Annotated in this window: 11 protein-coding genes; 6 read left to right on the top strand and 5 right to left on the bottom strand. The window is 35.0% G+C overall.

Features of this window, described 5'->3' with window-relative positions; genetic code table 11:
• Positions 1 to 8: 8 nt before the first annotated feature.
• The 3 genes from LG45_RS01585 to LG45_RS01575 all read right to left on the bottom strand — a co-directional run bounded on the left by LG45_RS01585 (position 9) and on the right by LG45_RS01575 (position 3,741).
• Positions 9 to 899 carry a glucosaminidase domain-containing protein gene (locus LG45_RS01585; protein ID WP_035123765.1) on the bottom strand — a complete coding sequence of 297 codons (891 nt, stop codon included), beginning with the start codon at positions 897 to 899 and terminating at the stop codon, positions 9 to 11.
• Positions 892 to 1,785, bottom strand: coding sequence for a 1-aminocyclopropane-1-carboxylate deaminase/D-cysteine desulfhydrase (locus tag LG45_RS01580; protein WP_174799554.1), 894 nt, complete (start codon positions 1,783 to 1,785; stop codon positions 892 to 894). The genes LG45_RS01585 and LG45_RS01580 overlap by 8 nt, the downstream gene beginning before the upstream one ends.
• A 102-nt stretch (positions 1,786 to 1,887) precedes the next feature.
• Positions 1,888 to 3,741, bottom strand: coding sequence for a T9SS type A sorting domain-containing protein (locus LG45_RS01575; protein WP_035123759.1), 1,854 nt, complete (start codon positions 3,739 to 3,741; stop codon positions 1,888 to 1,890).
• Between the two features lie 420 nt (positions 3,742 to 4,161).
• On the opposite strand from LG45_RS01575, the gene LG45_RS01570 reads away from it, so the two are divergent.
• The 3 genes from LG45_RS01570 (at position 4,162) to LG45_RS01560 (ending at position 6,662) form a co-directional block, all read left to right on the top strand.
• Positions 4,162 to 5,394 (top strand): hypothetical protein, encoded by a 1,233-nt coding sequence (locus LG45_RS01570; RefSeq protein WP_035123758.1) that lies wholly within the window; start codon positions 4,162 to 4,164, stop codon positions 5,392 to 5,394.
• A gap of 195 nt (positions 5,395 to 5,589) precedes the next feature.
• Positions 5,590 to 6,372, top strand: coding sequence for a hypothetical protein (locus tag LG45_RS01565; protein ID WP_035123756.1), 783 nt, complete (start codon positions 5,590 to 5,592; stop codon positions 6,370 to 6,372).
• An 11-nt stretch (positions 6,373 to 6,383) separates the two neighbouring features.
• Positions 6,384 to 6,662 (top strand): hypothetical protein, encoded by a 279-nt coding sequence (locus LG45_RS01560; RefSeq protein ID WP_035123754.1) that lies wholly within the window; start codon positions 6,384 to 6,386, stop codon positions 6,660 to 6,662.
• On the opposite strand, the gene LG45_RS01555 is transcribed toward LG45_RS01560, so the two are convergent.
• On the bottom strand, positions 6,659 to 6,985 hold the full coding sequence (locus LG45_RS01555) for a hypothetical protein (protein WP_035123752.1): 327 nt from the start codon (positions 6,983 to 6,985) through the stop codon (positions 6,659 to 6,661). The two genes, LG45_RS01560 and LG45_RS01555, sit on opposite strands and share 4 nt — an antisense overlap.
• Positions 6,986 to 7,013: 28 nt before the next feature.
• Here LG45_RS01555 and LG45_RS16425 point away from each other — a divergent pair, with 28 nt between their 5' ends.
• The 3 genes from LG45_RS16425 (at position 7,014) to LG45_RS01545 (ending at position 9,902) form a co-directional block, all read left to right on the top strand.
• On the top strand, positions 7,014 to 7,190 hold the full coding sequence (locus tag LG45_RS16425; RefSeq protein ID WP_165570784.1) for a C1orf53 family protein: 177 nt from the start codon (positions 7,014 to 7,016) through the stop codon (positions 7,188 to 7,190).
• 132 nt (positions 7,191 to 7,322) lie between these two features.
• Positions 7,323 to 9,299 carry a urocanate hydratase gene (locus LG45_RS01550; protein WP_035123750.1) on the top strand — a complete coding sequence of 659 codons (1,977 nt, stop codon included), beginning with the start codon at positions 7,323 to 7,325 and terminating at the stop codon, positions 9,297 to 9,299.
• A gap of 72 nt (positions 9,300 to 9,371) precedes the next feature.
• Entirely contained in the window at positions 9,372 to 9,902 is a 531-nt protein-coding gene (locus LG45_RS01545) for a DUF4136 domain-containing protein (protein WP_035123749.1), read from the top strand.
• A 530-nt stretch (positions 9,903 to 10,432) separates the two neighbouring features.
• On the opposite strand, the gene LG45_RS01540 is transcribed toward LG45_RS01545, so the two are convergent.
• Complete coding sequence (locus LG45_RS01540; protein WP_174799547.1) at positions 10,433 to 12,499, bottom strand: alpha-ketoacid dehydrogenase subunit alpha/beta; 2,067 nt, start codon at positions 12,497 to 12,499, stop codon at positions 10,433 to 10,435.
• Positions 12,500 to 12,549: the final 50 nt, after the last annotated feature.

Here is a 12,549-nt window from a genome sequence, read left to right as displayed (position 1 = left end):
TTATAAAATTATTTTACTTCTAATAGTTGTCCGATTGAAATGGCATTCTCAGAAAGGTTGTTCTTTCTCTTTAAATCGTCCACCGAAATATTGTATTTTTTTGATAGAGAATATAAAGTATCACCTTTTATAACTTCGTGTTTGCCTTCTTTTGAAACGTACTTTTCTTCGGCATCAACATTTTTATTTTTATAAGAAGGAACATATTCTGTACCTAAAACTTCGGCATCGTATTTATTTAATTGATACCTTTCAATTAGTCCGATAAGTTTTGATGGATAATTTGGATCAGTTGCATAGCCTGCTTTTTTTAGTCCGTACGCCCAACCTTTGTAATCATTTTTTTCTAATTTGAATAACGGTTGATACCATTTTCTGCCTTTTAAAAATGCCGCATAATCTTCATAAGAATCGTACACTTTGTCATATTTTCTGAAGCATTCTTGCGCTTCATCATCGTCGTGTTTTACGCTTTCACCATTCCAATCTTTATGACATTTTATCCCAAAATGATTGTTGGCTTGACTACTCAAATCACCAGTTCCTGCACCCGATTCTAAAATGGCTTGCGCCAATGCAATACTTGCTGGAACTCCGTGGTTTTTCATATTTTTTTTAGCAACATCCTTGTATTGATCAATGTATGCCAAAACGATTTCTGTAGTTACTTTAACTCTTGAAGTTGCTTCAAGAACTTCCGTTTTAGGCTCGTTACTTTTATCATTTGAAGCCGTCTTAGTTTCCGTCTTTTTAGTTTCAGTTGGTTTTGAAATGGGCCTTTTTGTATTCTTAGCAACTGGTTTTGTTGCGGTAGGTTTTGTTGTCCTTACAACTGGTTTATTTGTGCCACAAGCAACAAACAAACTTACAATTAGAAAAACGATTATCTTTTTAAACATATACTTGTATTAATGGTAAATTTTTACTTTTTAACTTCAAATTCATTCCTTCTATTCCTTGTAATCCGCCAGTATGAATCATTAAAATTTTAGAATTTTCTGGAAAATAACCTTGACTAATTAAATCTATAACGCCAAAAACCATTTTTCCAGTATAAATTGGATCCAATGGAATGTCATTTTCTTGATAAAAGGAATTTATAAACGCAATAAGTTCAGTTGAAACCTTACCATATCCGCCAAAATGATAGTCAGAAATTAACGTCCAATTCTCTTTCTGCGCAAATTTACGAATATCTTTTTGAAGAAAATCACCTTTTAACGATGGAAAACCCAAAACTTTTTGATGTGGTAAAGCGCTATTTATAACTCCAGAAATGGTTCCGCCAGTTCCAATTGATGAACATATAAAATCGAAATACGAATCCTCTTCTTCTAAAATCTCTTCACAACCTTTAACTGCTAAATCATTTGTTCCACCTTCTGGAATTACGTAAATATCACCAAATTTGTTTTTTAAATTTTCAATAAAATCATCTGATTCTTTCAATCGATAGGTTTCTCTTGATACGAATTCAAATACCATTCCGTTTTCTTGAGCAAATTTTAAAGTAGGATTTTCATTGATTTTAGAAGCCAATTCGTCTCCTCGGATAATTCCTATTGTTTTAAAACCATTTTGCTTTCCTGCGAAAGCTGTAGCAGCAATATGATTGGAGAATGCGCCACCAAAAGTTAGTAAAGTGGTTTTCCTTTGATTTTCTGCTTCAAGCAAATTATACTTCAGCTTTCTAAATTTATTACCAGAAACAAACGGATGAATTAAATCTTCACGCCTGATGAATAATTTAACCGAAGTGTTTTTAAGAAATATTTCTTGGGTAATAACGTTCAAAACTTTTTTTTACAAAGTTAGTTATACTAGAAATGATTTCATAAAAAAAGGCGTTCCGAAATTGAAACGCCTTTAAATTTATATCTATTTGTATTATTTACGTCTTTCAATAATAACTTTCTGTGCTTTGCTTTTTCCGTCAACAGAAATGATTTTTGCAATGTAAACACCATCGCTTAAACCTGAAGTAGAAAATTCGTAACTAGATTTAACACCTAAATCTACTTTTTTGAAAATTAATTTTCCACTGATGTCAAATAAATCAGCCGATTTAATATCTAAACCATTTGGGTTGTTAACAGTCAATGTTTGATTATCATTATTTTGAATGATTAGGAAATCGTTTATAATTGTTTCATCAACATTTAAAGAATTATTTTGGAAAGTAACCTCAAATCTGTTGTTGTTTTCTCCGGTTTGCAATACAACATTATATGGATTTTGATTGATGCTATGGTAAGAATTATCCAATGCGTCATAAATATAAATTGGTTGCGTTGTATCAAAGTCTTGAACTTGTTTTAATGAAAAGCTAAAGTTAGTATTATCACTTGTAACTTTAACACCCAATTTAATTCTTTTGGTAACATCAAAAGGGATACTTTGAATTACATATTGAGTATTATCTAAAAAGAAATACGAATCGGTTGCTGTACCAGCTACGTCAGGACTTTTTCCATCCATACCTCTATCAACACCATCAGTAGCATTATTACTCAAAGCAAGCGCCAATTCTCTACTGTAAAGATTATTCATTGTTATTTTCAAACGAATTAATCCAAATGAAATTTCATTTGATGGTGTTTCGCTTAAGTTTTTACTTCCAGTAGAACCCTGACTTCCAGATTTTGCAAATTGAGAATATGGTAATGACTCTGTATACCAAGCTCTATGAGAATTTTTTAAAGTCACTGTGTTTGGCGCAACTAATGAAGCAACACCTGTTACTAAAAAGCCTTGTCCAATTGGAGCAAATCTTCTCTCATAAGGTAATCCAGCTCCAGCATTATTATTATTAACAGTTCCGTCTAAATTAAATGTTTGGTAAGTTGCAGGTGTGTAAAGACCATATGATGTTGGAGCCATTGGAACATAAGTTCCATAACCACCTACATAACTCACAATATTATGTGAAGAAGGATTAGCTTCTTGATCCCAAAAATAAGCTTCTCCAGTACAATTAAAATTATCTGTATCTAATAAAAAAGCATTTAAATCTAATGCAGAAGGATATGGATTTCCAGTTAGCGTAGAAGAACTTGCAGCTAAATTTACTGTTATATTACCATCGTTTGGTTTTCCTCTAAAGTCATAACGCTGAGCACTAGCAACTGCAGGCGGATTTGGAAAAACTCCTGGTGTATATGGATTATTTTCAACCGCTTCACCAACATTAGTAAAATCAGAACCATTTGTTCCTTTCATAGTAAAGCCTTGTCCAGCTTCTATGTTTGTACTAGAACCAGAAGCTTGCCATTGTGAGTAGGTTGTCGCTGACAAAAAACGGTAAATCCAAGCAGTCGAAATTTGTAACGGATTCGATTGCGCATTATAACTTGTACTTACCATAATTGCAGGAGTCGAAGCTGTTACAGACGTTGGCTGATGTAATAAAGAAACACCAAACATACTGTTTCCAGAAGTAGCACTTGGTTCGCCAACTGGCGAACACCAATAGTTATAACGGTATTGATTACTCGTTCCCTCTTGAAACACAGAAAGACTTCCTGAACCTCTATTTGTTGACGTACCTGTTGTTCCTTGAACTAACTGCCCTTCATTTCTTAAATAAAAAGTACTTGTTGCAGCATTTAACTCTAAATCGCCTTTAATGTAAACCAAAGAACCTCTGTTAAATACATAACTGTTTGCACCAACATACATTTGCGAAAAAACCGCATTTGAAGCTAAGCAAACCAATAAAGAAATAGTAGAAATTACTCTCATAATCGTGAATTTAAAGGATAAAAATAGTAAAATTTGTCATATATCAACTTGTTTTTTAAAATTATTTTGAAGAGCATAAAGTTCATCGGATTTATTTGCTTTAAAACGATTATTTAACTCATTTTTCTTACAAAATTTTACAGCAAAAAATTAAAAAATTACATTTTTTAATTTTATTTATTAATGAAAACTAGTGTATTTATTCTACGTAAAAAAATAAAAAAAAGTTTGATTTTAAGAGCAAATATTCACAATAAGTACATATAAATCTCTGAAAAACACAAGAATTAATTATTCAAAAAAAGAAAAAAGGCCATTTGTCGTTTTTATAAGTTACTTATCGATTAAAAAAGGTAAGATAAATTCCTATTAATATATTTGAAAATTAATAAGAATTTTAATTTTTCTAAAACCCCAAGAATGAAAAAATTTATTTATGTTATCGCACTTTTTACAAGTGTGATGCAAGCTCAAGTTGGTATAGGAACCACAACCCCGAGTGGCGCACTTGATGTAAATTCATCGTTACCACTTCCATCTACCCATAAAGCTGGATTATTACCTCCAATTGTGGCGTTAACAGCTACTAATTCATTTACAACAACTACTGTAGGTTCTGATATTATAAATCCAAATGGTGGTGGAAATCCTCTAGCAGGAACCATAGTTTACAACACCAATACTTCTGCCGCTGGAGCAAATCAGGTAACACCAGGATATTATTATTACAATGGCACTGCTTGGGAAAGATTTACGAGTGGTACAAATTCAAACTGGTCACTTTATGGAAATGCTGGTACAACACCAGGAACTAACTACATAGGAACAAGTGACTCACAGGCATTGGTAGTAAAAACTGACAATACTGAAAGAATGAGAGTTGAAGCAGATGGCGATGTAGCTATTGGAACTCCAACAGCATCTAATAAACTTTCAGTGCGTCATGATCAAGATGGTTATGGAGTAATGTCGGTAGATAATGCAACTGCAGGTGGATTTAGCGGAATTTACTTTCAACAAAATACTGCTTACCGAGGTCATATTGGACATGTAAATACTGGAGGCACTTCTACTTTTGGAGGTAAAGGATTATATCAATTGGCATCTGGCGACAGACCTATGATATTTAGTGTTGGTCCAGCTGGATCAGAACTATTTTCGGAGAGAATGAGAATCGATCAAATAGGAAATGTAGGTATAAGCACAACAAACCCAACTGCCAAACTAACCATAGGTGCAGGAACCGCAACAATTAATACAGCTCCTTTAAAATTTACAGCTGGAACTAATTTGACCGCCGTTGAAAATGGCGCAGTTGAATATGATGGTACAAACTATTTTGCAACCTCAGGCGGAACTAGATATACTATTGCAAAAATATTAACAGGCAGTGCCACAATAGATTTTGGCAATAGAGCTAGTGAAAATTCAAATCCACTTACTCAAACTATCACAGTTATTGGAGCGCAACCTGGCGATCCGGTAATCTTAGGTCTACCAAACGCAGTAATGAACAGCAATTCTGAAAGACATGCTCATTATATGGCTTGGGTAAGCGCTGTTGATACTGTTACAATTAAATTTTCAAATCCAACATCAGCTGATATAGATCCTGATTCAGGCACTTTTAAAGTTTCGGTAGTAAGATACTAATATTATCTCAACTTAACATTCAAAAAAACCTTAACCTTCAATAAGTTAAGGTTTTTTTTATGCCTTCTTATTAAATAAATCTCATACAAATAATAAAAAAAGAGTATTTAATCGGTTAAAAATGTAATTAATCGGCGAAGTGATTTGTTAAATAAATATTATTTTAACTTTAATTTTAAATTAATATTTTACTTTATGAAAAATAATTACATTTTACTTAGCTTTATTCTAATTTCTATAAATATAAGTTACTCTCAAGTAGGTATTGGAACAACAACTCCTAACGGAGCTTTAGATGTAAATTCATCATTACCGCTTCCGTCAACTCATAAAGCTGGATTAGCACCTCCAATTGTAGCACTAACAGCAGCCAATTCATTTACAACAACAACAGCTGGCTCAGATGTGATAAATCCCAATGGTGGTGGAAACCCAATAACTGGCACAATCGTTTATAATACAAATACATCAGCGGCAGGAGTCAATCAAGTCACACCAGGTTACTATTTTTATAATGGCAGTCTTTGGGAAAAACTAGCTACCAGTGGACAATCATCAACAAGCTACTTTACTAATGCTGCAACAGCAATTAACACTAATACAACATTGACCTATCTTTCAGGTTACCCAGTGAATATTGACGCACCTACCAACACTACAACATTAATAACTTGCGACGTTGGAGTTTTAAACAATGGTAATGGAGCTAACGCATTTTCAATGGTTGACATTGTTCTAATTGTTGATAGCGCTGTATTAACAAACGGAGGTTATCAAAGGGTGATGCCAGCAAACAATGGCAATACTGGAGGTACAATTGACTACGCATCATTTAGCCAATCAATAGAACTTACACCAGGAACTCATACAATCGGACTTGCGGCAGCCGGAACTGGAGTAGGAAATAACGCTACTGTAGGCGGAGACAACACATCGGTTCTTCAAGGAGAAGTAACTGTTACAATTTTGAAAAAATAAAAATAATTCAAATGAAAATCTTACTATTCTCTTTACTTTTTAGTTGTAACTTATCTTATTCGCAAGTAAGCGAAAAATCTGTTTTGAAAAATAAATACATTGGAGTCAAACCAAAAATGCCCGACGTAACTCAAATCATCACAACTACTCCACAATATTTACAAAAAAAAATCTTTACCAAAGTAAATCCATCAAATACTTTGCAAGTTGCAGAACAAAATAAGAAGATAGCTAAGCCACAATTTGAAAAAGTTTTACCAGCTCAAGCAGTAATCAAACTAGAAAATTAAACATACCTAAAAAACCTCCAAAAAGACCTTGACTTTAAATATGCAAGGTCTTTTTCATTTGTATAAGCTTCCTTCTCAAATGAAATCGAATAATAAGCCTTTTTTCTATCTCCATATTGAAGTAATCGAAACAAATATTCCGTAATATACCAAAGATAAAATGGCACAATTAACAACTCCAATTGCTGTCTAATATGGATTCGTTCATGGTTAATAAATACTTCATTCAACTTATCATCTTTATCTGCTAAAAAAACAAACGGATAAAAAGTCAAACCACGAAAACCTCTTGGCGTAAAATATTTAAAAACAATTAGAATCATATACTGCAAAGTTGCTAAATTTGTAGCTATGAATGAAGAATTAAATCCAAATAATTTAAAAGAAGGAGAAGATTATTACATCACACCCGAAGGCTACCGATGTTTCACCGAAAAGTACCATTTAAAACGTGGTTACTGTTGCAAAAGTGGTTGCAGACATTGCCCCTACGGATTTGATAAAAAAACAGGAAATTTAAAAAAATAATTTGGGCGTTACCTTACAGGTCGGGCTTTCGCACTCGCTTTTATTGTTCCGCTAACGCTACACAATAAAGAGCTCAAACAATTGCTCAATCCCTAACGCAGCCTATAACAACACTAGAAAAACCAACAACAAATGACTTTTCAAGAACAAATACTACAAGGAATTCCATCGGTTTTACCAAATCCAAAACCGTATGAAACCGAAATAAATCACGCACCAAAACGAAAAGAAATTCTTTCAGAAGAGGAAAAAAAATTAGCCTTAAAAAATGCTTTACGCTATTTTGAACCTAAACATCATGCCGAATTACTTCCTGAATTCAAATCCGAATTAGAAACCTACGGAAGAATTTATATGTACCGCTTGCGTCCTGATTATAAAATGTATGCACGACCAATTTCAGAATATCCTGGAAAATGCGAACAAGCAAAAGCCATTATGTTAATGATTCAAAATAATTTGGATTACGCAGTAGCACAACATCCACATGAATTAATTACTTATGGCGGAAATGGAGCAGTTTTTCAAAATTGGGCTCAGTATTTACTGACCATGAAATATTTGGCAGAAATGACCGAAGAACAAACTTTAGCCATGTATTCTGGTCATCCAATGGGATTATTTCCTTCTCATAAAGAAGCGCCAAGAGTTGTGGTCACAAACGGAATGGTTATTCCAAATTATTCAAAACCTGATGATTGGGAAAAAATGAACGCATTAGGAGTTTCCCAATACGGACAAATGACTGCAGGAAGTTATATGTATATTGGCCCACAAGGAATTGTTCATGGAACAACCATAACCGTTTTAAACGGATTCAGAAAAATAAAAAAATCACCTAAAGGTGGATTATTCGTAACTTCTGGATTAGGCGGAATGTCTGGTGCACAACCAAAAGCAGGAAACATTGCAGGTTGCGTTACCGTTTGTGCCGAAGTAAATCCGAAAATTACTCACATTCGTCATTCGCAAGGTTGGATTAATGAAGTGATTGAAAATATTGAGCAGTTAGTTCCAAGAGTAAAAAAAGCATTAGATAATAATGAAATTGTTTCCATTGCCTATCTCGGAAATGTGGTTGACGTTTGGGAACGTTTCGACCAAGAAAATCTACATATCGATTTAGGTTCCGATCAAACTTCGCTTCACAATCCTTGGGCTGGAGGTTATTATCCAATTGGATATACTTTTGAAGAATCCAATGATTTAATGGCAAACAATCCTGATAAATTCAAAGAAGAAGTCCAAAAAACATTGCGTCGTCATGCAACAGCAATCAACAAACATACCGAAAAGGGAACGTATTTCTTCGATTATGGAAATGCCTTTTTATTAGAAGCTTCTCGAGCTGGAGCCGATGTTTTTGCAGAAAACCACATCGATTTCAAATACAACAGTTACGTTCAAGACATTATGGGACCAATGTGCTTCGATTATGGATTTGGACCATTCCGTTGGGTTTGCGCCTCAGGAAATCCTAATGACTTGGCAAAAACCGACAAAATTGCCTGTGATGTTCTGGAAGAAATGATGAAAAATTCTCCAGAAGAAATCCAACAACAAATGGCCGACAACATCCAATGGATTAAAGGCGCACAAGAAAATAAATTGGTCGTTGGCTCGCAAGCAAGAATTCTTTATGCCGATGCCGAAGGAAGAATCAAAATTGCCGAAGCTTTCAATCAAGCCATTGCAAAAGGAGAAATTGGCTACATCATTTTAGGACGCGATCATCACGACGTTTCCGGAACCGATTCGCCTTACAGAGAAACATCAAACATCTATGACGGCTCACGATTTACAGCCGATATGGCTATCCAAAACGTTATTGGAGACAGCTTCCGCGGCGCAACTTGGGTTTCCATTCACAATGGTGGTGGCGTTGGTTGGGGTGAAGTAATTAATGGTGGATTTGGTATGGTTCTTGATGGAACTAAAGAAGCATCAAAGCGTTTAGAATCAATGCTTTTCTGGGATGTAAACAACGGAATTTCAAGAAGAAGTTGGGCAAGAAACGAAGGCGCAATTTTTGCAATAAAAAGAGCCATGGAGACGCAACCTTTATTGAAAATTACCATCCCTAATATAGTGGACGAAGAATTATTATAGTTTCTGGTTTAAAGTTTCAAGTTAAGCTTCTCAAACCCGAAATCTCACACTTGAAAAATAAAATAAAATACTATGAAAACAATTAAATTTTTACCGTTACTTCTACTCTTCGTTTTCGCTTCGTGCAGTTCGGTTAGAGTAAATTATGATTACGACAAAAAGGCGACATTTGAAAATTACAAAACCTATGCTTATCACAAAAGCGGCATCGATAAAGTTGAGATTTCCGATTTAGATAAACGAAGAATTCTCTACGCAATCGACGAACAATTGGCAGCAAAAGGTTTTTCTAAAAGCGAAACACCCGATGTTTTAATCAATTTCTTCACCAAAGAAAGAGAGCAAGTTGATGTAAACCAATTCAATATGGGTTGGGGTTACGGATGGGGTTTTGGCTGGAGTCCATGGATGTGGGGAAATAACACCTCAGTAAATCGTTACACCGAAGGAACTTTAACCATTGACATCATTGACGCCAAGAAAAAAGAACTAATTTGGCAAGGTCAAGGCGAAGGTGTTCTCACCGGAAATGCCGATAAAAAAGACAAACTCATCAACGAATTTGTAACTAAAATTTTGGCACAATATCCACCGAAAAAATAATCGTCAATCTGAACTTGTATCAGATTCTCCATAAAAAAACACTATCTCGTAATTTCGAAATAGTGTTTTTTTTATGAGCGAATGGCTTGGTTCCTTTTGGTTTCCTTATTCCTGCTTTCCGTTCTACTTCGTGCCACTGCAATCAGGGCTAGATAGGTTTTGCATTGAATAAAGGAAGAATTTCTACGAAACTATTTGTTTAAATTACAACTAAAGAATTTTGAATTTGAAAAACAATTTGTCTTTATAACCCAAAAGCCCTAGCCCAGATTACTTCACATAATTTTTATTTTCATAGGAGTTCAGTGAACTACGTTTGCAATGAAAAGCTTTTTGTGAAAGAATGCTATTTTTTGTTGGCATAAAAAAGCGACCAAAGGAAGCTCTTTTTTATGACTTACAAAAAAAGCATTGTTTACAAAAACTTGTAATGGAAAGCTGGATTAGCTCCATAAAAAAGTAAGCAGTGTTTAGTATTTAGTATGCAGTAACTGAGATTCTGAAACAAGTTCAGAATGACAAAACTGTGGTTAATAATTCAAAAGTTCTTCCATTTTAGCTTTCACTTTATCCACATTCGGAATCATGGTAAACTCCAACGTGCTATTCAACGGAATCGCAGGCATATTCTCTGAACCGATTACCATAACTGGCGCATCTAAATATTTGAAACAATTTTCTTGAATTAATCCAGCTAAACTTCTTGCGAAGGAATTGTTGGTTGGCTCTTCGGTTACGACTAGACATTTTTTAGCTTTTTTAACCGATTTGAAAATCGCTTCTTCGTCTAATGGATACAACGTTCGCAAATCGATAATTTCAATTCTCTGTTTGTCATTCTGAACTTGTTTCAGAATCTGTGCCGAAGCATTCAAAGCCCAATGAACGCCCATTCCGTAGGTAATTACCGTAATAGTTTCGTCGGTTTCTTGTTCCCAAATTTCTTGAACGATATTCGCTTTTCCGAAAGGTAAAATATAATCTTCGCTTGGTTCGTTTACTCTTGCGGCATCGGTTCCTTTTACTTTGCTCCAATACAAACCTTTATGTTCTAAAATCACAACCGGATTTGGGTCGTAATAAGCAGCTTTCAATAATCCTTTTAAGTCGGCACCATTGCTTGGATACGCAATTTTTATTCCGCGAATATTTGTCAAAACACTTTCAACCGATGACGAATGATATGGTCCGCCACTTCCATAAGCTCCGATTGGAACTCTCAAAATCATACTTACTGGCCATTTTCCGTTGGATAAATAACACGAACGGCTGACTTCGGTAAACAACTGATTCAATCCTGGCCAAATGTAATCGGCAAACTGAACCTCAACAATCGGTTTCAATCCAACAGCTGACATTCCAACTGTTGAACCAACGATAAATGCTTCTTGAATTGGCGTATTGAAAACACGATCGTCTCCAAATTTTTGTGCTAAAGTCGCTGCTTCTCTGAAAACGCCACCCAATCGTCCACCAACGTCTTGCCCGTACAACAAACATTCTTGGTGTTTTTTCATTAATTCTTCCACAGCAAAAAGTGCGCAATCTACCATAACGACTTTATCTTCTCGCTCTGGATTTCGTTCTCCAACTTCTTCAGTAATTGGCGTTGGAGCAAAATCATGTGTGAATAAATCTTCTGGAGTTGGATCTTCAGCTAATTGTGCTCTATCAAAATCCGCTTGAACTTTGGCAACAGCCGTATTTTCTATTTTTTTAATTTCATCATTTGTAAATCCTGCTTCCAATAATTGTTTTATCAAAACAGGAAATGGATCACGAGATTGTGCTTCTTCCAAATCGTCACGATACCATTCCATTCGAACACCTGAAGTATGATGATTCAACAACGGAACTTTAGCATGAACTAAAAAAGGACGACGTTCTTCACGAATCGTTTTAACCACTTTTTGAACCGCTAAATAGCTTTCAGTAAAATTCGCGCCATCAATAGAAATGGCTTCAATTCCGTGAAATCCTTTGGCGTATTCAAAAGCATTTTGCGCTCGAGTTTCAGCAGCATTTGCTGAAATATCCCAACCGTTATCTTGCACTAAATACAAAATAGGAAGTTGTTTTAAAGCTGCCATCTGCAATGCTTCGGCGATTTCTCCTTCGGTAACTGATGCGTCACCAAGTGAGCAAACAACTAATGGTTTTTCTTGATTAGTATCTTGAATTCCTATATTTTCTTTATACCAAAATCCCATTGCTGCTCCAGTTGCTGGAATCGCTTGCATTCCTGTTGCCGATGACTGGTGCGGAATTTTAGGTTTATCAGCATCTTTCAAACTCGGATGACAATAATAGGTTCGTCCGCCCGAAAACGGATCGTCTTTTTTTGCCATCAACTGCAACATCAAATCGTAAGGTTGCATTCCGATTCCCAGCATCATAGCATCATCACGATAATACGGAAACGCATAATCTTGCGGCAAAAGTTGCATCGCCATTGCAATTTGAATCGCCTCGTGTCCGCGAGAAGTTGCGTGCACGTATTTGGAAACAATTTTGAAGTTATCTTCGTACAAGGTGGCCATAGCTTTGGCAGTTGCCATTGTAGTGAATGCTTTTTTTAATATATTTTTATCTAACATTATGAGATTTTATTCTTTTTTTAGCCACAGATTAAACAGATTTTCACAGA

It is taken from the genome of Flavobacterium aquatile LMG 4008 = ATCC 11947 (genome assembly GCF_000757385.1).
Lineage (GTDB): Bacteria > Bacteroidota > Bacteroidia > Flavobacteriales > Flavobacteriaceae > Flavobacterium > Flavobacterium aquatile.
This window is presented reverse-complemented; position numbering and strand designations above follow the sequence as displayed.